Origin of the sequence: Micromonospora sp. CV4, assembly GCF_003667455.1 — a bacterium.
Taxonomy (GTDB): Bacteria; Actinomycetota; Actinomycetes; order Mycobacteriales; family Micromonosporaceae; genus Micromonospora.
On sequence record NZ_RCVI01000371.1, the window covers coordinates 1 to 21,101 of the forward strand.

Annotated in this window: 20 protein-coding genes; 9 read left to right on the forward strand and 11 right to left on the reverse strand. The window is 73.2% G+C overall.

The window, feature by feature from the left end:
- Positions 1–18: 18 nt before the first annotated feature.
- The 4 genes from EAD98_RS26025 to EAD98_RS26040 form a co-directional block, all read right to left on the reverse strand.
- Positions 19–420, reverse strand: coding sequence for a DUF3263 domain-containing protein (locus EAD98_RS26025; protein WP_121656620.1), 402 nt, complete (start codon positions 418–420; stop codon positions 19–21).
- 107 nt (positions 421–527) lie between these two features.
- Entirely contained in the window at positions 528–1,544 is a 1,017-nt protein-coding gene (locus EAD98_RS26030) for an ABC transporter permease subunit (protein WP_121656634.1), read from the reverse strand.
- Entirely contained in the window at positions 1,541–2,551 is a 1,011-nt protein-coding gene (locus EAD98_RS26035; protein WP_121656621.1) for an ATP-binding cassette domain-containing protein, read from the reverse strand. The genes EAD98_RS26030 and EAD98_RS26035 overlap by 4 nt, the downstream gene beginning before the upstream one ends.
- A gap of 120 nt (positions 2,552–2,671) precedes the next feature.
- Positions 2,672–3,457, reverse strand: a complete 786-nt coding sequence (locus EAD98_RS26040) for a DeoR/GlpR family DNA-binding transcription regulator (RefSeq protein ID WP_074314987.1) — start codon at positions 3,455–3,457, stop codon at positions 2,672–2,674.
- A 199-nt stretch (positions 3,458–3,656) separates the two neighbouring features.
- Between EAD98_RS26040 and EAD98_RS26045 the strand changes: the two genes are divergently transcribed.
- From EAD98_RS26045 to nagA, 3 genes are read left to right on the forward strand one after another with little or no spacing between them, the layout of a single operon-like run.
- Entirely contained in the window at positions 3,657–4,586 is a 930-nt protein-coding gene (locus EAD98_RS26045; RefSeq protein ID WP_121656622.1) for an SIS domain-containing protein, read from the forward strand.
- Positions 4,583–5,554 carry an ROK family protein gene (locus tag EAD98_RS26050; protein ID WP_255421241.1) on the forward strand — a complete coding sequence of 324 codons (972 nt, stop codon included), beginning with the start codon at positions 4,583–4,585 and terminating at the stop codon, positions 5,552–5,554. Before EAD98_RS26045 ends, EAD98_RS26050 begins: the two co-directional genes overlap by 4 nt.
- Positions 5,551–6,660 (forward strand): N-acetylglucosamine-6-phosphate deacetylase, encoded by a 1,110-nt coding sequence (gene nagA, locus EAD98_RS26055; protein WP_121656623.1) that lies wholly within the window; start codon positions 5,551–5,553, stop codon positions 6,658–6,660. The genes EAD98_RS26050 and nagA overlap by 4 nt, the downstream gene beginning before the upstream one ends.
- A 34-nt stretch (positions 6,661–6,694) precedes the next feature.
- Here nagA and EAD98_RS26060 read toward each other — a convergent pair whose 3' ends face one another.
- Positions 6,695–7,906: a DUF4032 domain-containing protein gene (locus tag EAD98_RS26060; protein ID WP_121656636.1), complete on the reverse strand. Its 1,212-nt coding sequence runs from the start codon at positions 7,904–7,906 to the stop codon at positions 6,695–6,697.
- A gap of 102 nt (positions 7,907–8,008) precedes the next feature.
- Here EAD98_RS26060 and EAD98_RS26065 point away from each other — a divergent pair, with 102 nt between their 5' ends.
- Together EAD98_RS26065 and EAD98_RS26070 are read left to right on the forward strand one after the other, a co-directional pair.
- On the forward strand, positions 8,009–8,755 hold the full coding sequence (locus tag EAD98_RS26065; RefSeq protein WP_121656624.1) for a phosphatase PAP2 family protein: 747 nt from the start codon (positions 8,009–8,011) through the stop codon (positions 8,753–8,755).
- An 11-nt stretch (positions 8,756–8,766) separates the two neighbouring features.
- Positions 8,767–10,002: an APC family permease gene (locus EAD98_RS26070; protein WP_121656625.1), complete on the forward strand. Its 1,236-nt coding sequence runs from the start codon at positions 8,767–8,769 to the stop codon at positions 10,000–10,002.
- Between the two features lie 17 nt (positions 10,003–10,019).
- Here EAD98_RS26070 and EAD98_RS26075 read toward each other — a convergent pair whose 3' ends face one another.
- From EAD98_RS26075 to EAD98_RS26090, 5 genes are read right to left on the reverse strand one after another with little or no spacing between them, the layout of a single operon-like run.
- The gene (locus EAD98_RS26075; protein WP_233583978.1) at positions 10,020–10,775 is read right to left on the reverse strand and encodes an ABC transporter permease; all 756 of its coding nucleotides are present in this window, start codon (positions 10,773–10,775) and stop codon (positions 10,020–10,022) included.
- Between the two features lie 26 nt (positions 10,776–10,801).
- A complete protein-coding gene (locus EAD98_RS26080) occupies positions 10,802–11,791 on the reverse strand; it encodes an ATP-binding cassette domain-containing protein (RefSeq protein WP_121656627.1) in 990 nt (329 codons plus the stop codon).
- A 30-nt stretch (positions 11,792–11,821) separates the two neighbouring features.
- Positions 11,822–12,727: a tetratricopeptide repeat protein gene (locus EAD98_RS31910; RefSeq protein WP_368666172.1), complete on the reverse strand. Its 906-nt coding sequence runs from the start codon at positions 12,725–12,727 to the stop codon at positions 11,822–11,824.
- A 19-nt stretch (positions 12,728–12,746) separates the two neighbouring features.
- Positions 12,747–14,666, reverse strand: a complete 1,920-nt coding sequence (locus tag EAD98_RS26085; RefSeq protein ID WP_121656628.1) for a BTAD domain-containing putative transcriptional regulator — start codon at positions 14,664–14,666, stop codon at positions 12,747–12,749.
- A gap of 45 nt (positions 14,667–14,711) precedes the next feature.
- The gene (locus tag EAD98_RS26090; protein WP_233583979.1) at positions 14,712–16,664 is read right to left on the reverse strand and encodes a TrkA family potassium uptake protein; all 1,953 of its coding nucleotides are present in this window, start codon (positions 16,662–16,664) and stop codon (positions 14,712–14,714) included.
- A 95-nt stretch (positions 16,665–16,759) separates the two neighbouring features.
- Between EAD98_RS26090 and EAD98_RS26095 the strand changes: the two genes are divergently transcribed.
- The 4 genes from EAD98_RS26095 (at position 16,760) to EAD98_RS26110 (ending at position 20,798) form a co-directional block, all read left to right on the forward strand.
- Positions 16,760–17,248, forward strand: coding sequence for an MSMEG_6728 family protein (locus EAD98_RS26095; RefSeq protein WP_121656629.1), 489 nt, complete (start codon positions 16,760–16,762; stop codon positions 17,246–17,248).
- A 48-nt stretch (positions 17,249–17,296) separates the two neighbouring features.
- Entirely contained in the window at positions 17,297–18,835 is a 1,539-nt protein-coding gene (locus tag EAD98_RS26100; RefSeq protein ID WP_121656630.1) for an FAD-dependent oxidoreductase, read from the forward strand.
- Between the two features lie 81 nt (positions 18,836–18,916).
- The gene (locus EAD98_RS26105; protein ID WP_121656631.1) at positions 18,917–20,128 is read left to right on the forward strand and encodes a hypothetical protein; all 1,212 of its coding nucleotides are present in this window, start codon (positions 18,917–18,919) and stop codon (positions 20,126–20,128) included.
- 226 nt (positions 20,129–20,354) lie between these two features.
- The gene (locus EAD98_RS26110; protein ID WP_121656632.1) at positions 20,355–20,798 is read left to right on the forward strand and encodes an HNH endonuclease; all 444 of its coding nucleotides are present in this window, start codon (positions 20,355–20,357) and stop codon (positions 20,796–20,798) included.
- 70 nt (positions 20,799–20,868) lie between these two features.
- On the opposite strand, the gene EAD98_RS31065 is transcribed toward EAD98_RS26110, so the two are convergent.
- Positions 20,869–21,101: hypothetical protein (locus EAD98_RS31065; protein WP_199723558.1), on the reverse strand; the 233-nt coding region annotated here is incomplete at its 5' end.

Below are 21,101 nucleotides of genomic sequence, written 5' to 3' on the forward strand. Positions count from 1 at the left end.
GGTGGGTGGGCGGTTGCGTCAGCGACGGCGGTTGCGGGCGCGCGACGAGCGGAGCCGGCGGAGCCGACCGATCAGCACGGGATCGGCGGCCAGCGCCGCCGGGTTGTCGAGCAGCCCGTTGAGCAGCTGGTAGTACCGGGTCGAGGACACCCCGAAGGTGTCCCGGACGGCCTGCTCCTTCGCACCGGCGTACCGCCACCACTGCTGCTCGAAGGCAAGGATGGCCCGTTCCCGCTCGGTCAGCCCCACCGGCGCGGCGGGTTCGGCCTCGGGCTCGGCGGCCGGCGCGGGGTCAGCGGTGCTCTCGACGGGCGGCGCCGGTCGGGGTGTCGGGACGGTCGGCCCGCCACCGGTCGCCACGTCGCCCGGACGAGCGTCGGTGGACGGCTCGGGGGAGGCCGGAGTGGCGTCGGCGGGCATGGCGCTCAGCCTAGCCAGGGTCGGCCCAGGTCGCAGCAGCCGGCGCGGCCGGCCCTGGGCCGCCGGGAATCCCGACGGCCGGGCCGGCCGCGTCGTGTCGTTTCCGGTCAGGAGATGTCGCGACGACGCATCGCCCAGAGCGCCGCGCCGAGGATCACCACCACCCCGACCGAGAGCAGCACGGAGGACTGCTGCCAGGTGATGTCCATCGTGGCCGGTTCGCACGACCCGTAGTAGGTCGCGTTGCAGGAGTTCCAGTCCTGCAGAGTGACGGTCTTCGTCATCCAGGCCAGCACGTACGTGGGCAGCAGCCACGCCTCGGCCCACCGCACGTTCGCCATCTCCAGCAGGATGCCCAGGCCGAACTGGCCGACGACCATCACCGCCACGACACCACCGAGGGCCATCGCGGTGTGTCGACCCAGAGAGGCGAGGGCGAAGCCGATGGTGGTGAGCACCAGCACCAGCACCACACCGCGCACCCCGGTCAGCATGAACGACTGCCAGACCCCGGAGGTCACCTTGTCGGTGCTGCCCCGGAACGTGGCGACCGCCCAGAACCCGGCGAACCAGAGCACCGCGGCGGGCAGCGTCACCGCCAGGATGCCGGTGAGCAGCGCGGCCAGTTTGGTGAGCAGCACGGTGAGCCGCTTCGGCCGCCAGAGCAGCAGGTTCATCATGCCGCCGGTGCTCCACTCGGCGCCGACGAAGGACGCTCCGACCACGAACCCGACGAGGGCGAGGATCGCGGCGAACGGGATCAGCGTCTCGTCGAACGTCTCCCGGAAGTTGAACGTGGAGGGCAGGAACCACTCCGCCTGGATCTCCTCGCGGGGCGGCGGGGTGATCACCGAGCAGTCGTCGGGGAAGCGGCCGTCGTTCGCCGTACCGGCGGCCTTGGCCTGCTCGCAGTTGACGCGCTCCTGCTCGCTCCAGCGCACCTGCTCCTGGTACTGCTGGTCGGCCTGGCGCTCGGCCTGTGCGAGCTGGCCGGCATCGATCTTCTGGTTGGTGAAGAAGACCCCGACCACCACCGCGGCCAGCACCAGCAGGCCGAGCAGCGTCATGTAGCGGGTGAAGCGCCGCTTGGTGAGTCGGCGCAGCTCCGTACGAAAGAGGCTCACGCGCCCCACCCTCCCCCGGACGGGCCGGGCTGACCCGTCCCGCCGACCTTCATGGACTCGTCGACCTGCCGGTGCTGCCCGGGTACCGGCGCGGTGGCGGTCAGTTCGAGGAAGACGCTCTCCAGATCGACGGCGATCGGAGCCAGCTCGCTGACGTAGAGGTTCTGCTCGGCGAGCAGACGCGTCACCGAGGCCGGCTTGTCGACGCCGGCCAGCATCAGGTGGTCCGGGTGGCCGGTGACCCGGATCCCCGCCCGGGTGAGCGTCTCGGTGGCCGCCGGCAGGTCGCTGACCGCCTCCAGTCGGATCCGGACCGCACCGGAGGAGTGCTGCGCGAGCACCTCGTCGACCGGCCCGAACGCGACCCGCCGGCCCAGCGAGATGATGGTGACCGAGTCGCAGATCAGCTGGATCTCGCCGAGGATGTGGCTGGACAGCACCACGGTCATCCCGGATTCGGCGAGGTTGCGCATCAGCGTGCGCATCTCCCGGATGCCGCCCGGGTCGAGGCCGTTGGCCGGCTCGTCGAGGATGAGCAGCTTCGGCTTCTTCAGCAGGGCGGACGCGACGGCCAGCCGCTGCTTCATGCCCAGCGAGTAGGTCTTGACCCGCTCGCCGGCCCGGTCGCGTAGTCCGACCAGCTCCAGCACCTCGTCGACCCGGGTGGCCGGCACCTCGCCCGCTCCCGCCAGCAGGGACAGCGTGTCCCGGGCGGAGAAGTGCGGGAAGAACTGCGGGCTCTCCACGATCGCGCCGACCTGACCGGCGACGGTGGGCAGCGCCGCGGGCACCTCGTGCCCGAGCAGCACCATCCGCCCGCCGTCGGGCCGGATCAGGCCGAGCAGCGTGCGCAGGGTGGTGGTCTTGCCGGACCCGTTGGGGCCCAGGAAGCCGTGCACCTGCCCGGCGTCGACCCGCATGTCGAAGCCGTCGAGCGCGTTGCGGGTGCCGCGTCGACGACTCTTGTACGTCTTACGTAGACCTTCGATCTCCAGGACAGCTGGCAAGCTGCACCTCCCCCGATGGTGGGCGTGACAGCCGACACCATACGCGGTATGCAGAGCCGCGCAATACGCGGTATGCATCGACGCGCCGGACGACGCGTTTCATCGACGGACAGTGACGGGTCAGGCGCAGACGACCTGCACGCCGGCAGCGCGGAAGGCCTCCACGACCTCCGGGGCGGCGCCGGAGTCCGTCACGAGTGTCTCGACCCGGTCGACCGGGCAGATCCGGGCGAAGGCGTGACCACCCAACTTGGACGAGTCAGCGATGATCACCACCCGCTTGGCGCGGGCCACCATGAGGTTGTTCATCGCCGCCTCCCCCTCGTGATGGGCGGCGGCCCCGAGCTGCGGGTCGATCGCGTCCACGCCGAGCAGCGCGACGTCCAGGGTGACCTCACGCAGCAGCGCCCCACCCAGGGGGCCGACCAGCTCGAACGACTTCGGGCGCACCACGCCACCGGCCACCACGACCTTCATCCGGGAGCGGACCAGCAGCTCGTTGGCGATGTTCAGCGCGTTGGTCACCACGGTGAGCTGGGCACCCTCGGCACTGGTGTTCAGGTCCGGCCGGACGGCCAGCGCACGGGCCACCTCGGTGCTGGTGGTGCCGCCGTTCAGGCCGACCACCGTGCCGGGCGTGACGAGCGCCGCGGCGGCGGCGCCGATCCGCTGCTTCTCCGCCGAGTGCTTGGCCGTCTTGTAGCGCAGCGGCAGGTCGTAGGACACCCCGTTGGCGACCGCGCCGCCCCGGGTCCTGGTGATCATCTGCTGCTGGGCGAGCTGGTCGAAGTCACGCCGGATGGTGGCCTGGGAGACGTCCAGCCGCTCGGCGGCCGCCTCGACGCTGACCCGGCCGTTGTCGGTCAGCATCTCGAGCAGGGCGTTCCATCTGGCGTACCGGTCCACCGCGGGGGCCCTCCCAGTGACTGCACGGACGGTGATTGATTGCGTGCACACTAGTGCGCGAAACTAGGGTGGCGCAAAAGACCGGCCTGCGCGATCGGCCGGTCGGTTGCCACGACCACCCGGCTTCGCGCAGAATGACGCGCGAAATACGGGTGTAACGAGCCGTATTGCGCACCGGCCGGCCCTGCGAGGAGTTCCCATGGCGTACGTGGACGCGGAGATCGCGAGTCAACCCGACTGCTGGCGGGAGGCGGCCGAGCTGGCCGGCGTCGTGCGCGGTGACCTGCCGCGTCCCGGCGAGCGGGTCGCCGTCGTCGGTTGCGGCACGTCGTGGTTCATGGCGATGGCGTACGCCGCCCGCCGCGAGCAGGCCGGCCAGGGCGAGACCGACGCGTTCCAGGCGTCCGAGTTCCCCGCCGGCCGCCACTACGACCGGCTGATCGCCATCACCCGCTCCGGCACCACCACGGAGGTCCTGGAGCTGCTCGTCGCGCTACGCGGACGGGTGCCCAGCACCGTCATCGTCGGTGACCCGGCCTCCCCGGCGGTCGACCTGGCCACCGCCGCGGTGACCATGCCCTTCGCCGACGAGCGGTCGGTGGTGCAGACCCGCTTCGCGACCACCGCGCTGGCCCTGCTCCGGGCCCACCTCGGCGACCCGGTGACCGCGCTCGCCGCGGACGCCGAGGTGGCGGTGCGCGCCCCGCTGCCGATCGACCCGGCCACCATCGAGCAGGCCACCTTCCTCGGTCGGGGATGGACGGTGGGGCTGGCCCAGGAGGCCGCGCTGAAGTGCCGCGAGGCGGCCACCTTCTGGGCCGAGGCGTACCCGGCGATGGACTACCGGCACGGCCCCATCTCGATCGCCGCGCCCGGCCGGCTGGTCTGGGCGTTCGGCGAGCTGCCCGACGGGCTGCCCGAGGACGTGGCCGCCACCGGCGCGGCCTTCGTGCACAGCCGCACCCACGGCTGCCGCACCGTGCTGGGCAGCTGGGCCGCCGGCCGTACCCCGGTCGACCCGATGGCCGACCTGATCCTGGCCCAGCGCTTCGCGGTGGCGCTGGCCACCAGCCGAGGCCTCGACCCGGACGCCCCCCGACACCTGACCCGGTCGGTGGTGCTGGCGTGAGGACGCCCGGGGCCGTGCCCGCCGACGCGGTGGTCGTCGCGCTGGACGTCGGCGGCACCGGCATGAAGTGCGCCCTGGTCCGGCCGGACGGCGTCGCGGTACGCACCGAGCGGCACCCCACCGACGCCGCGCGCGGCCCGACCGCCGTGGTCGGCACCATTCTGGACGTCGCCGAAGGGCTGGCCGACAAGGCCCGGGCCGACGGGCTCACCCCGGTCGCGCTCGGCATCGCCGTGCCCGGGATAGTGGACGAGGCGCGCGGGGTCGCGGTCTGGTCGGCGAACGTGGGCTTCCGGGACGTACCGCTGCGGGAGCTTGCGGTGGCGCGGCTCGGCCTGCCCACGGCGCTCGGCCACGACGTGCGGGCCGGCGGCCTCGCCGAGGCCCGGCTCGGCGCCGGACGCGGCACCGGGCACGTCCTCTTCGTGGCGATCGGCACCGGCATCGCCGCCGCGCACGTCGTCGACGGCACGGCCGTCGTCGGCGCACACGGCGCCGCCGGGGAGATCGGCCACATCCTGGTCCGTCCCGACGGACCGCGCTGCGGCTGCGGCCGGCCCGGCTGCCTGGAGGCGGTCGCCTCGGCCGCCGCGATCGGCCGCCGCTACGCGGAACTGTCCGACGGATCACCCGACCGGCCGGTGACGGCGGCCGAGGTGGCCGAGCGGGCCGCGGCCGGAGAGCCACTCGCCGGCCGGGTCTGGCAGGAGGCGGTCGAGGCGCTCGCCGACGGCCTGGCCTCCGGGCAGGCGCTGTTCGACGTGGCGACGATCGTGCTCGGCGGTGGCCTCGCCCAGGCGGGGGACGGGCTGCTCGTCCCCCTGCGAGCGGCGCTGCACGAGCGGATGACCTTCCACCGGGAGCCGCGGCTGGTCGCGGCGGCCCTCGGCGACGAGGCCGGCTGCCTCGGCGCCGCCCTGCTCGCCCTGGACGCCGCGCGCGTCCGTGACCATCAGGAGAAGCGATGACCGCACGGGTGAACGGCCGAGTGGTGACCCCGAACGGTGTCATCCGCCAGGGCTGCGTCGAGTGGGACGGCGACCGGATCACCGCGGTGGCGGAATATCCGTCGGTCCGCGACGGGCACTGGATCCTGCCCGGCTTCGTCGACATGCACACGCACGGGGGCGGTGGGCACACCTTCACCACGGGGGATGCCGGCCAGGCCCGGGCGGCCGCCGGCTTCCACCTGGGGCACGGCACCACCACTCTGCTGGCCAGCCTGGTCAGCGCGCCCTTTCCGCTGATGCGTGCCGCCACCGAGGCGTTCGCCCCGCTGGTCGATGAGGGCGTGCTGGCGGGCATCCACTTCGAGGGGCCCTACCTCTCCGCCGCCCGCTGCGGAGCGCAGAACCCGGAGTATCTCCGCGACCCGTCCACCGACGAGCTGGCCGAGCTGATCGAGCTGGGTGGGGGCGCGATCCGGATGGTCACCCTCGCCCCGGAGCGCGACGGCGCGCTGGAGGCGATCAAGCTGCTCACCACCCAGCGGGTGGTGGCCGCGGTCGGCCACACCGACGCCACGTACGACCAGACCCGCGCCGCGGTTGCCGCGGGCGCGAGCGTCGGCACCCACCTGTTCAACGGCATGCGGCCGGTGCACCACCGCGAGCCGGGCCCGGTGGTGGCCCTGCTCGACGCGCCGACTGTGGTCTGCGAGCTGGTCGCCGACGGGGTGCACCTGCACGACGGCATGCTGACCTTCGCCACCGCGACCGCCGGCCCGGACCGGGCCGCTCTGATCACCGACGCGATGGCCGCCGCCGGAATGGCCGACGGCGAGTACGAGTTGGGCGGCCAGGCCGTCACGGTGGCCGACGGGGTGGCCCGGCTGGCCCGGGACGGCGCGATCGCCGGCAGCACCCTGACCATGGACGCCGCACTGCGGCACGCCGTGGACGCCGGCATCCCGATCGCGGACGCGGCCCGGATGGTGGCCACCACCCCGGCCCGCGCCATCGGGCTGGGCGACCGGGTCGGCGCCCTCCAGGTCGGCCTCCGCGCCGACCTGGTGGTGCTGGACGAGGACCTGAACGTGGTCCGGGTGCTACGCGGAGGCTCCTGGGTGGAGTGACGGGCCCTGTGAGCACGAGGACCGGACCGGGCTGCTAGCCGAGGGTGGGGACTTCCACGCCGAGGACGGCCTGCTCGTCGGGGCGGTGCACCAGCACATCGGCCAGGTAGGACTGGACCGCGTGGCGCATCCCCACGTCCCGGCCGGCCCGCTCCGAGAGCAGCCACTTGTGCTCGATGATCTGCGCGAACAACTCCTGCGGCTCCAGCTTGCGGCGCAGGTGCGCGGGCACGGCACGGACCACCGGCTCGAAGACCTCGGTGACCCAGCGGTGCGCCGCCTGCTGCTCGTCGGTCAGGTCGCTCTCCGCCCGGTAGGCGTCCAGGTCGTTGAGCAGCTTGCGGGCCTGGTTCTCCTCGGCGTCCAGGCCCGTCAGCCGCAGCAGCCGCCGGGTGTGGTAGCCGGCGTCGACCACCTTCGGCCGTACGAGGTAACGGCCGTCGGCGATGGTCGACATGGCCACCTCGGCCACGTCGAAGCCCAGCTCGTTGAGGCGGCGGATCCGGCCCTCGATGTCGTGCCGGGCCTCCCGCTCGACCGCCTGCTCGTAGGTGATCTCGTGCCAGAGCCGCTCGTACCGCTGCACGACCTCCTCGCAGACCACCTCCGGGTCGATGGACTCGTGCAGCAGGCCAGCAGCCTGGAGGTCCAGCGCCTCGCCGAAGATGTTCACCCGGGCGATCTCCAGGTCCTCACCACGCTGACCGTTGGAGAGCGAGGTGTGCAGGGCACCCGTCTCCGCGTCCACCAGGTACGCGGCGAACGCACCCGCGTCCCGCCGGAACAGCGTGTTGGAGAGCGAGCAGTCGCCCCAGAAGAAGCCGGTCAGGTGCATCCGCACGATCAACGCGGCGAGCGCGTCGAGCAGCCGGCTCATCGTCTCCGGCCGCAGCGTGTGCGAGAAGAGCGCCCGGTAGGGCAGCGAGAACTGGAGGTGCCGGGTGATCAGCACCGACTCCAGGGGCTCCCCGTCCTCGGTCTGCCGGTCGGCGACGACCGCCACCGCCTCGACCGACGGGAAGTCGATCCGCTCCAGGGCCCGGAGCAGGTCGTACTCCCGCTCGGCGATCCGCTCGCGGGTCTCCTTGAACGCGTACACGTACTCGCCAAGGCGGACGAACCGGACGATGTGCCGGGAAATGCCCTGCGGCAGGGCCACCAGGTGCTCGGCAGGCCACTCCTCCAGCGGTGTCGACCACGGAAGGTCGAGCAGCGCCGGGTCCACGAGGGCAGAGGTGATCCGCACGGGCACAAGCATGACGCGTCGCCCCCCGCATTCGCCTCCCAGCGTGGTTGGGCCCACAACGCGGGATGTTCCGGCCTCGCGCCGGGCCGGTAGCGTGGTCGCGTGCTCAAACCCACGGCGGTACGACGTGACCTGCGGCTACGGCCTGTCCGCCCGGCCGGCTGGTGGTTCGACGCGCTCCTGCTGGTCGGGTTCGGCGCGCTGACCCTGGCCCTCGCCAGCGGCGCGTTGCTCGGTATGGACCTCGCCGTCCGGGAATGGGCGTACGCCCATCACCCGGCCCCGATCTACTGGACGGCGCGGGTGTTCAACCTCCTCGGGCAGGGCGGCTGGCTGCTGATGCCCGGCTCCGGAGCCCTGGCCCTGGCCGTGGCCTGGCGGGCCCGAACCGTCCGGCCGTTGCTGCTGCTGGCCGGGGCGTTCGTTCTCCTGTACCTGACGGTCGGGCCGCTCAAGGTCCTGACCGACCGCGCCGCGCCCAGCTCGGATCTGCCGCCGACCCAGTCGGTTCGGATCTTCAACGACCTGCCGCCCACCGAGTACGACCTCTCCTACCCGTCCGGGCACGTCGCCAACGCGATCGTCTGGTACGGGGTCATGGCCGTGCTGCTGACCGCGCTGACGGCCGGGCGGCTGCACCCGGGCGTGCACCGACTGATCCGGGTCGCGCCGCCAGCGATCCTGCTGGTCACCACCACCTACCTGAACTTCCACTGGCTCACCGACGGCGTGGCGGCCCTGCTGCTCGGGCTCTTCCTGGACCGGTTGCTGCACCGGGTGCCGTGGGACGATCTGCCGCTACCCCGCCGGCTACGCGGATGGGACCGGCCGTTCACCTCGTACCCCTAGGGTTCCGGTCCGTGGATCAACTGGCGCGGCGGCTCGGCGTACCCGATGCGGTTGTTCTCGGGTTGGGGTCGATGCTCGGTGCGGGCGTCTTCGTGGTCTTCGGCCCGGCAGCGGCGGCGGCCGGTGGTGGCGGTCTGCTGCCGGCGCTGGTGCTCGCCGGGTTCATCGCCTACTGCAACGCGACCAGCTCGGCGCGGCTTGCGGCCCGCTACCCGGAGTCCGGCGGCACCTATGTCTACGGCCGGGAGCGGCTCGGGCCGTTCGCCGGGTTCCTGGCGGGCTGGGGGTTCGTGGTCGGCAAGACGGCGAGCTGCGCGGCGATGGCGTTGACCATCGGGGCGTACCTGTGGCCGGGGCAGGCCCGGTTGGTCGCGGTCGGCGCGGTGCTCGCGGTGACCGCGGTGAACCTGCGCGGCATCGGCAAGACGGCCACCGCGACCAGAGCCCTCGTCGCGCTGGTGCTCGCGGTGCTGGCCCTGGTCGCGGTCGTCGGCGTGGTGACCGGGCCGGTGCACCTGGATCGACTGACCGAACCCGGTGGCTCGGCCCGGGGTGTGCTCACCGCCGCCGGGTTGCTGTTCTTCGCCTTCGCCGGGTACGCGCGGATCGCCACGCTCGGCGAGGAGGTCCGCGACCCGCAGCGGACCATTCCCCGCGCGGTGCCGCTGGCGCTCGGGGCGGTCCTCGTGATCTACCTGGTGCTGGCCGTGGTCGCGCTCGGCGTGCTCGGGGCCGACCGGTTGGCCGATTCCGTCGCGCCCCTGGTCGACGTGGTGACCGCCGCCGGGCTGCCCGGCCTGGCCTGGGTGGTCCGCGCCGGGGCCACGATCGCGGTGGTCGGGGTGCTCCTGTCCCTCGTCGCGGGGGTCGGCCGGACCACCCTCGCGATGGCCCGCCGCCGCGACCTGCCCGGCGCGCTGGCCGCCGTGCACCCCGTGCACCAGGTGCCGCACCGCGCCGAGCTGGCGGTGGCCGCCGTGGTGATCGTGGTGGTGCTGCTCGGAGACGTACAGGGCGCGATCGGCTTCTCCAGCTGCACGGTGCTGGTCTACTACGCGATCACCAACGCGGCGGCGCTGACGCTGGGCCGGGACCCGGACCGGCGGTTGCCGGTCCGGGTGCTCGCCGGACTGGGGCTGGTCGGCTGCCTGTTGTTGGCGGTCAACCTGCCGCCGAGCAGCGTCCTCGCCGGCCTCGGTGTGCTCGCCGTCGGTGCCGCCCTCCACGCGCTCCGGGTGCGCCGCTGACCGCAGAGGCGGCCTGGTCAGCGGCTCAGCCGCCGGTAGCGGCGCACCGCCAGCGGGGCGAACGTCCCGATCAGCAGCACCGGCCACAGCACCGCCAACAGCATCGCGTGTTCCGCCGGCCAGGAGTCGCCACCCAGGCCCGGATTGCCGAACAGTTCGCGGATCGCCGCGACCGTGGCCGACAGCGGGTTCCACTCCGAGATCGCACCGATGAACGACGGCATCAGCTCGGGCGACACGAAGACGTTGGAGATCGCGGTGAACGGAAACGCCGCCGGGAAGACGATCACGCCGACCGTGTCCGGGTTGCGGACCAGCAACGCCAGGTAGATCCCCACCCACGTGATGGCGACCCGCAGGAGCAGGAGGAGCCCGACGGCGAGCAACGCCTTGCCCACACCAAGCCGCCACTGCCACCCGACGAGCAGGCCACAGGCCAGCAGGGTGGACATCTCCAGCAGGGCGCGGAGCAGGTCGGCGGCACTGCGGCCGGTCATCAGGGCGGAGCGCGCCATCGGCATCGACCGGAACCGGTCGACGACACCCCGGCTGAGGTCCAGCGCAACGCCGGTCGCGGTGGCGCCGAGGCCGTACAGCATCGTCATCACGAAGACCCCGGGCAGCAGGAACTCGCGGTAACTGCCACCACCGGACACCTGCATGCCGCTGCCGAACACGTACCCGAAGACCAGCACGAACATGATCGGCAGCGTGAAGTAGAGGATCAGCTCCTCGGGCGCGCGGATCACGTGGATCATGTTCCGCCTGGTCATCGTCCAACCGTCGGCCACCGCTGTCGTCATGCCACGTCCGCCTTTCGTCCGGCGCCCACCGGCTCGCGGGCCTCGTCGGGTCGGTGCCCGGTCAGGTACAGGAACGCCTCGTCCAGCGTCGCGCGGCGCAGGCTGACGTCCTCCACCGCGATCCCGGCGTCGTCCAACGCCCGTACGACGTGGACCAGCCCGGCGACCCGGTCGGGCACCGGCACGCTGAGCCGCCGGATCTCCGGGTCCAGCTCCGGCTCCGCGCCTGAGATCGGCTCGACGACGCGGGCAGCCTGGTTCAGGTCGGCCGCGTCGCGCACCACCACCTCGACCCGGTCACCGCCGGTCATCGACTTCAGCTCGTCCGGTGAGCCCTCGGCCACCACCCGACCGGCGTCGATCACCGAGATCCGGTTGGCGAGCTGATCGGCCTCCTCCAGGTACTGCGTGGTGAGCAGCACCGTGGTCCCCTCCGCGACCAGGCTGCGGACCAGGTCCCACACCTGGTTGCGGCTGCGCGGGTCCAGGCCGGTCGTCGGCTCGTCGAGAAACAGCACACGCGGCGTGCGGATCAGGCTGGCGGCGAGGTCCAGCCGGCGGCGCATCCCACCCGAATACTCACCGGCCGACCGACTCGCCGCCTCGTCGAGTCCGAACCGTTCCAGCAGTTCGCCGGCCCGTTGCCGGGCCTCGCGTCGGCCGAGCCGGAACAGCCGGCCGAACAGCTCCAGGTTCTGCCGGCCGCTGAGGATCTCGTCGACCGCGGCATATTGCCCGGTGAGGCCGATCCGGGCCCGCACCTCGTCCGGCTGGCGCAGCACGTCGTACCCGGCCACGGTGGCCCGGCCGGCGTCGAAGCGCAGCAGCGTGGCGAGGATCCGTACCGCCGTCGTCTTTCCGGCGCCGTTCGGCCCCAGCAGTCCGTACACCGTGCCGGCCGGCACGTTCAGGTCGAACGTGTCGAGCGCGCGGGTGGGGCCGTACCGCTTGCCCAGACCCTCGGCGACCACCTCGAATGTCGTCATGCCCAGACGGTGCGGTCCGGCGCTGACGGGTCACGCACCATCCGCTGACGGCGGCGCACCGTCCTTCTCCGCGTCGGTGATCTGCTCAAGCGCGAGGATGATCTCCGAACGCGTGGCGTCGCCGACATACCAGCCGGTGAGCCCGCCGACCAACGCCTCCTCGCAGAGCCGCCTCGCCTCGGCCAGATCACCGCGCAGCCGGGCCACCTGGGCGAGACCGAACCGAGCGCTGGCCACGAACTCGGGCGCGCCACTGCGCTGCGCCAGGAGCAGCGCACCGGCGAAGTCGTCCCCCGCCGCGGTCAGGTCACCGGCGCGCAGCCTGATCTCACCCCGGGTACGCAGCATGTCGGCCTGGTCGACGGCCGACCCGAGTTCCTCGGCCAACCCCATGGCGTGATCCATGTGGGTGCTCGCCGCCTCCGGATCACGCTGCCACGCGGCCAGTTCACCCAGCGCCCCGAGCGTGATCATCGAGCCCCACCGGTCCCCGGTGCTCCGGAAGCCGTCGAGCGCGGTGGTCAGCGCCACCCGGGCCTGCTCCCATCGGCCACTCCACATCAGCGCCGAGCCGCTGCCCATCGCGCCGAGCGCGTTGATCCACTCGTCCGGGCCGACCAGCCGTCGCAGCTCCTGCATCAGCTCGTCGACGTGCTCCGCTCCGCCGGACGGCGGCCCGGTCGAGATCCCCGACAGATACAGCAGGAACGGCTGTCGAGGCGGCCGGTCGAGGCGGCGGATCACGGATCGCTGCGTCCCGAGCGCCGGCACGTGCCCGGTGCCGGCGAGCGAGGCGTTGTAGACGCAGAGCGCGAATTCCTCCCCCAGCCCGGCCGGTGCCTCCGCGCCGAGCAGTGCGAGGACGTCGGCGGCCAGCCGTCCGCCCTCCCCGCGCATGCCGCGCAGCCACCAGTAGAACGACAGGGCCGCGACCATCCCCGCCGCGTCGGACGCGTCACCGGCCGCAGTGGCACGGCGCAGCGCGGCGTGCAGGTTGTCCCGCTCCGCATCGAGCCGCCGCAACCAGCGCAACTGTTCGGCCTGCCGGAGGTGGTCGCTGGCGGTCCAGGCGAACTCCAGGAAGTACGCGGGTGTGCGCACGACGAAGCTGGTCGGCCTCCCCAGCTTCGGCGAGACGCTCGGCGCAGAACGCCCGCACCGTTTCGAGCATCCGGTAACGACTGCCGGCCATCTCCACGAACGACTTGTCGACCAGACCGTGCAGCGCCTCGACGAACCCGGAGGTGGGCAGGCCGGAGACCCTTTCGGCCGCCTCCAGCGTGGCACCGCCGGCGAAGACGGTCAGCCGTCGAGCCAGTTCCCGTTCGGTGTCGTCGAGCAGGTCCCAGCTCCACTCGACCACGGCCCGGAGCGTGCGGTGTCGAGGCGACGCGGCCCGGCTGCCCATGGCCAGCAGCCGGAACCGGTCGTCGAGGCGCGCGGCCACCTCGGCGACGGAGAGCGCCCGTAACCGCGCGGCGGCCAACTCGATCGCCAACGGCAGGCCGTCGAGCGTGCGGCAGATCCGCAACACCACGTCGACGTTGGCCGGGGTGACGGCGAAGTCGGGTGCGACGTCGGTGGCCCGTTGAACGAAGAGGCTGACCGCCGCGTAGTCGCTCGCGGCCAGCGGCGACGCGTCCGGCGGCGGCAGGGTGAGCCCGGACAGCGGGCACAACGCCTCGCCGGCCAGCCCGAGCGGCTCGCGGCTCGTGGCCAGCACGCGCAGCGCCGGGCACGCCCCCAGCAACCGGGCGGCGAGCCGAGCCGCGTCGGCGACGACGTGCTCGCAGTTGTCGAGCACGAGCAGCAGTCGCCGCTCGGCCAGCGCCTCGACCAGCCGGTCGGTGGACTGCCGGCCCGGCTCGGCCGGTGCGCGCAGACCCGCGTCGCGCAGGCCGAGCGCGCTCAACACCGCCTGCGGTACGTCCGAACCGTCGGCCAGCCCGGCCAGCTCGACGAAGTGGACCTCACCGTCGAGACGGCCCGCCGCCTCGATCGCCAACCGCGTCTTGCCCGCTCCCCCGGGGCCGGTGAGGGTGACCAACCTCCGCTCGGCGAGCAACGCGCCGACGCGCTTGAGTTCCTCCTCCCGCCCGACGAACGTGGTGAGCTGGCCCGGTAGCGCCCGCTCGGCCGCCGGGCGTTCCTCGCCGCGCAGTACCGCCAGGTGGATCGCGGCGAGCTCCACCGACGGGTCGACGCCGAGCTGCTCGGCCAGCGTGCGCCGGGCGTCCTCGAACTCGATCAGCGCTTCGGCCGGCCTGCCCAGCGCGGACAGGACTCGCATGAGCTGGCCCCGCGACCGCTCCCGCAACGGGTGGGCCACGACCAGTTCCCGCAGCTCCGCAACCAGCGCGGCGTGCCCGCCCAGCGCCAGCTCCGCCTCGATCCGATCCTCGACGGCAGCCAGCCGCAGTTCCTCCAGCCGGGCCGCCTGCGCTGCTGCGCCCGTCACATCGGCCAGGGCAGGGCCGTGCCACAGGTCCAACGCCTCGCGCAACACCGCCACCGCGCGGGACCAGTCACCACCGGCGAGCGCGCGGCGACCCACCTCGGCGAGCCGCTCGAACCGGTACGCGTCGACATCGTCCGGATCCACCGCCAGGCGATAGCCAGCCGGGTGGAACTCGACCGGATCGTGCTCCGCCGGCAGGGCCTGACGCAGCCGCGACACCTGGGACTGGAGCGCGTTGGCCGCGCCTCGGGGCGGATGCTCGCCGTACAGGCCGTCGATCAGCCGCTCGGCGGAGACGACGCGGCCCACGTCGAGCAGGAGAAGTGCCAACAGCGCGCGCACCCGCGGACCGCCGACGGGAATTTCTCGCCCGTCGGCCAGCAACACCCGAGTCGGCCCCAGGACGCGGAAACGCATGACATGGATTGTCGCCCAGTGCCGGCCAGCCCGGGACGGGTGGCGTCAGCTCACCTCGCCGGCCCCGTCGTGTTGGCGGGTCAGCTCGAACTCGTCCGGCGGGCCGCCCCCGGCGGGAGGAATGGGATGCGCCGCACCGGGCGCGGAGGCGGCGACCCCGGAGTCCGTCGTACCCGGCGGCGAGGGGACGGTGTGCACCCCGCCCTGGACCGGTCCGGTGGGCCGAGGAACCGGGCCGGTGCGAGTGGGCGGGGCGCACTGCCTGGTCAACCAGTCCAGCCCGCGCCGGCGGGCTACCACGGTGAGCCGGTCACCCGCGAAGATCACCTGCCGGGGGTCGAGGTCCTTCCACCAGATCGTCTTGGCACCGCCGGCCGGGGTCCGGGCGATGAGTCGGACCTGCCCGTCCCGGTTGACCATGTCCAACGGTCGGCCGTCCAGTTCGGAGCCGGCGGCGACCGGCACCTCGGCCACCGGCAGCGCGTGCCGGTCGACCGGGATCGTGGTGATCACCGCGCGTTCGGTGAGCGCCCCGATGAAGGCCGGCGCAGCCAGGTAGGAGACCGAACGGGACACCCCGAGCGCGAAGGTCTCCTCCACCCGTTCGGCGAAGTCGCCGTCGAAGAAACGCAGCACCACCCGCAGGTCGGCACGGAGATCGCGGGCCGCGAGCGCCGCCTCCAGGTTGGCGACGTCGTCGGTGGACGCCACCACCAGCGCCTGGCAGTCGGCCACCGACGCGGCGACCAGCGTCTCCGGCAGCGCGGCGTCACCTACGATCAGCGGCACCTCCAGTTGACGGGCCAGTGCGGCGCCGCGCGGCTCCGGGTCCTTGTCGATCGCCACCACCTCGACGTCGTACTCGCGGAGCTGGGCCATCACCCGGGTGCCGACGTTGCCCAGGCCGATCACCACCACGTGCCCGGCCCGGGCCGGTTGCAGCCGGCCGGTGTGCAGGGCCAGCCGGGCGTTGACGATGCCGTCCACCACCACCGCGGTGATCAGCGGGATCAGCGCCAACCCGGCGAGGTTGAGCACCACCTGCATGATCTGCGCGTCCGCCGCCTTGGTGGTGTCCGGGTCGGCGCCGCTGAGCGTGGTGACCAGCGTCAGGTACAGCGCCTCCAGCGGGGAGACATCCTCCGCCCGGGAGATCAACATTCCGAGCAGCGCGATCAGCGCGAGCACCAGCATCACCGCGATGCCGATCTTGCGGGTGGCGAAGCCGCGTACGGCCCGCAGCAGCACCGCCACCGGGCGTCGACGACGGCGTGCCCGGACCAACCGGCGGGCGGCGACCTCGGTGCCCGGTGGCTGCCCGGTCGCCTCGGCGAGCACCAGATCGGCGCCGGCCTGCTCGGCCGGCAGCAGCTCCACCCCCTGCGCCTCACTGAAGTCGGCCAACGCGCAGACCACGTCCTGCGCTCGGACGTCGGCCCGACGAGCCACCCGCAGCGTCTTGTCCCGGTGCTGGAAGGAGTTCGGGTCGACCTCGCCGAGCGCCGCGGCCACGAACGCCGGCGCGGCCATCTCGGCGTCGGACAGCACCTCGACCGGCGCCTTGAGCAGTTTGCGCACGCCGTCGGCAAGGGTGCCGTTGAACATCCGCAGCACCTGACGGACCCGCTGGTCGACGGCCTGGGCGCAGAGCGCGGCGTGCAGGTTGCCCACGTCGTCCTGGTGCAGCAGGGCCAGCCCGGTCGCCCCGGCCAGGCCGGCGGCCTCGAAGGTCGCCACGTCCAGCCGTTCCGAGCGGATGACCCGCACCCCGCGGAGCCCGGCCACGTCCGGCCCGTTGCTGCGGTAGCGCTCCGGCACCACCACGGTCACCCGGGCGCCGCCGACCGGCAGATCCGATTCGAGCATCGCGCGGGCCACGTAGTAGGCGAGCGCGTCCCGGCCGCAGATCACGTAGTGCGGTCGCGGATCGCCGGCGGACCGCAGCCGCCAGTTCCACTCGACCGCCCGTCGCGCCCGGTCCCGCCACGGCTCCGCCATGCCCGGATCGTAATCAGCACGGCCACCCTGGGCGACCCCGTCCGGATCATCCCCCGACCAGGCATGCCGGCTCCGGCGACGGGTAGAGCAGCGCCATGCAGACCTTCCTCCCGTACGCCGACTTCCTGGCCAGCGCGCGCACGCTGGACCAGAAGCGGCTGGGCAAGCAACGGGTGGAGGCCATCCAGGTGCTGCGCGGGCTCACCCGGCCCGGATACGGCTGGCGGAACCACCCCGCGGTGAAGATGTGGGCCGGGTACGAGGAGGCGCTCACCCGCTACGGGCTGGACATGTGCGCGGTCTGGTCCGAGCCGGGCCGGGCCGACACCTGCGCCACCACGCTGACCGTCGACCTCGCCGCCGCCTGCGGCGCCGGCATCGTGCGTACCCAGGACGAGCTGGCCGGGGCCGGCGAGCTGCCACCCTGGCTGGGCCGCGACGACCTGCACCTGAGCCACCGTTCGTCCCTGCTGCGCAAGGACCCCGCGCACTACGGCCCGATCTTCGGCGACGACGTTCCCCCGGACCTGGAGTACGTCTGGCCCGACTCCGACCGCGTCCGTCGCTGCCTGCCGAGCGATTGAGCGGTCGGTGCGGCAGACTGGAATCTCCGTCAGGCGGGGAAGGTACCCATGGCGCTGTCGCAAGTGGTGGGTCGGCTCATCGGCGTACGCCAGCATGAGGTGGACCCGGGCGGTGGCGGCGCGGACCGCGTGCCGGGACCGGTCGCGGCGGTGGTGGTGGGTGGCGGCATCGCCGGCATGTCGGCGGCCGTGGTGCTGGCCGAGCGCGGTGTGGCGGTCACGGTGCTGGAAAGTGCACCCACCCTCGGCGGCCGGCTGGGCGCCTGGCCGGAGACGCTCGCCGACGGCATCCAGCAGAACGAGCACGGCTTCCACGCGTTCTTCCGGCAGTACTACAACTGGCGGTCCATCCTCCGCCGCATCGACCCGGACCTGGGTTTCCTCAAGCCCATTCCGGGCTACCCGATCCTCAGCGAGCAGTGGCCGACCGAGGAGTTCGGCAAGTTGCCGCCCGCACCCCCGACGAACCTGCTCGCGCTGCTGCTGCGCAGCCCCAGCCTGCGCCTGGCCGACCTGCGGCTGATGGACCGGGACGCCGCGCTGCCGCTGCTCAGCTACGACCCGGTCCGCACCTACGCCGAGTTGGACGACACCACCGCCGACCAGCTGCTGGCCTCGCTGCGGCTGCCGGACCGGGCCCGGGCGATGCTGTTCGAGGTCTTCTCACACTCGTTCTTCAACCACGAGGCGGAGATGTCCGCCGCCGAGATGGTCGCCCAGTTCCACTTCTACCTGCTCGGCAATCCGGAGGGGCTGGCGTTCGACTGCCCGGACGAGGACTACGCCACCGCGATCTGGGAGCCGCTGACCCGGCACGTGGAGAAGCACGGCGGCCGGGTGCACACCCGATCGGCCGCGACCGGGGTGCACCGCGACGCCGACGGCTGGCGGGTGACGACCGCCGACGGCGGCGGTCACCGGGCGGACCACGTGGTGCTCGCCGTCGACCCGCCGGCGCTGGCCGCGCTGGTCACGGCCTCCCCCGACCTGACCGGGCAGGCGCCGGAGCTGGTGGCGCGGATGGCCGCGTTCGGCACGCCCGGCCCGCCGTACGCGGTGGCCCGGTACTGGTGCGACGGGGACGTGGCCGCCGAGCGCGCGGTGTTCAGCGGGGTGTCCCGGCAGCCCACGTTGGACTCGGTGACGCTCTACCACCGGCTGGAGAACGAGTCGCGGCGCTGGGCGCAGCGGACCGGCGGATCGGTCATCGAGCTGCACGCGTACGCCTGCGAGCCCGACGTGCCGGCCGAGGAGCTGGCCGAGCGGATGCGCCGCGAGCTGGTCGCGCTCTGGCCGGAGGCCGCCGGCCTGCGGGTCCGCGAGCTGCGCGCCCGGGTGGAGGCGCAGGCGCCGGCGTTCAGCCCGGGCAGCCATGCCTGGCGACCGGGGGTACGCACCGACGCGACCGGCCTCTATCTGGCGGGCGACGGGATCGCCACGGAGTTCCCGAGCGCGCTGATGGAACGCTCCGCGGCCACCGGGATCATCGCCGCGAACCACATCCTGCGGGCCGAGGGCGGCGCGGCGGAGCCGGTGCACTCGGTCCGGCCCCGGGGTCTGCTGGCCCGGCGAGGCGCGACAACCTAGCAAAGCGGGCATATGCCGCGTTCTGCTGCCGTAGCCTGGATTGATCATCCGTCGATCGGACCGGGCGGGAGGGCAGCGGAGATGTCACCACTGCACCGCGCCGACACGCAGAGCGGTTCACCGGTCGAGGAGTTCGGCCGGGACGACGCGTACCCGCTGATCCGCGACGAGCGCGCCTGCATCGTCACCGCGTTGCGGCTGGGCTGGTGGATGGCGGACGCGTACCACCAGGGGCAGCACGCCGAACTCGGCCCGGCCGCCGAGGCCGGTTCTCCGGCCCCACCGGCCAAGCTGTCCAACTTCACCGAAATGTCCGCGCCCCGGCGGATGGGCATGTACCTCGACGGAGTGGACGTCGCACTGGGCCAGATCGCCGAGCTCACCCGGCACGCCGGACCACTACCGGAGACCTCGGCCACCCGGGCCCGGCTGCCCGACCTGGACCGGCCCGGACCCGTCGACCCGGGGCCGCTGCTGCTCGCCCTCGACGACCTCAACATGGAGGTGCTGCGCTGGGCGATGGCCACCAACCACCGTGTCGGGCTCGCCTACCGGCTGGGTCGGTCGCTGGCCGACACCGTCCGGCCCGGTGACGCCGCCCAACTGGCGCGGCGCTTCGGCGGCCGGCAGATCCAGATCAGCCGGTGGCTGGAGGAGCTGGCCACCGTGCTGCCGCCGTACTCGGCCGCTGTGGTGCGCCGCTCGCTGGCCACCTGGGCGAACGCCGTGGACCAGGCCGGGCGGGGCGACCCGGCCGCGCCGACCCTCGCCGATCTGGCCCGGGAGCTGCGCAACCAGGGCGATCTGTGGCGTGGCGTGCTGACCGGCGGACTGCATCCGCGTGACCTGCTCGACGAGGAGGACTACGCGGTCGTCGCCCGGAACCTGATCATCCGGGACCGCCGGCTGGTGGCGCAGGCGGCGCGGGGCATCTTCTGGCCGGTGCTGGTGCCCCTGCTCGCGGTGCTCTTCGCGGTGGTCGGGGGGAGCGCCGCCGCGGCGGCCGGCTCGCCGACCACCCGGGCCACCGTCGCCCTGCTGGGCCTCGGCGCCGGGCTGGCCGCCATCTGGCGATCGGTCTCCGGGCCCGCGCTGGCGGTCGCCGCCGAGGTCAACCGGCCACTGCTGGACAGCGAACTCGCCGCGCGGATGGCCGTGCGGGTGGACCGCCCGCTGGCCACCGCCCGGCAGGCGGCGGGGGCCACCGCCCGCAGGAGCCGGCAGCGCCGCCCGGCGGAACCGGACCGGCGATCGAAATACGTTGCCCCTCTCTCCCGTGCCGACCTACCGTGAGCGCGCAAGGTCAACCACCGCCACGGGAGCAGATTATGACGATGTCGCACGTCACCACCGTGCCATCGGTGCTGCCCAGCGACGGTTGCCGAGCGGAAGGTCCCCGAGCGGGCCGGCCCGACTGACGCGTACCCGTACGCGCCGAGCCGCCCGTCCGACAGCCGGACCGGGCGGCTTTTCGCTGTCCGGAGCAGTTCGTCCGTCACCACCTTGGAGGGAGATCCCGGTGGACGCCGTCCTCGTCATCAACGCCGACCTCGGCCCGCTGCACCGGGTCACCGTCCAGCACGCCGTCCGGATGCTCTGCCGCCGGGTGGCCGAGATCCACGAGGCCGAGCCGGACCAGGTGATCGGGGTCTTCCCGATGCCCCGGGTGGTGCGGCTCGTCCGCTACGTGGTCACCCGCTGGCGCTTCAGTTCCGGACCGGCCTGGTCCCGGGCCGGTGTCCTGCGCCGCGACGACCGCTGCTGCGCCTACTGCGGCGGCCCGGCGTCGACCATCGACCACATCCTGCCGCGCTCCCGGGGCGGCCGGAACACCTGGCGGAACACCACCGCCGCCTGCTACGGCTGCAACCAGCGCAAGGGTGACCGGACGCCGGCGGAGGCGGGCATGCCGCTGCGCCGGGAGCCGGTGAACCCGGGCTGGGCGGCGCTGGCCGGGCGGTGACGGACCGGCCGGCGGGAACGGGGGGCCGCGTCGGGGGTACGCCTCCGATGCGGCACCCGCCGGCCCCCGGTCAGCCGGCACGCTCCTTGACCTTCGGCTTCGGACGGCCGTTGGCGCAGTGCACACGGATCTCGCTGCGGTGCTCAGCTGAGGTCAGCTGGACCTCGACCCGCTTCGCCGGGCCCGGCTCGTACGGCTCCGCACGGTAACCGGGTGCGGGCGTCACCGCGAGCACCTCGGCGGACGCCCCCAGGCAGCGGACGGTGACCGTTCCGCCCAACGCGTCCACCGGCACCCCCGGAC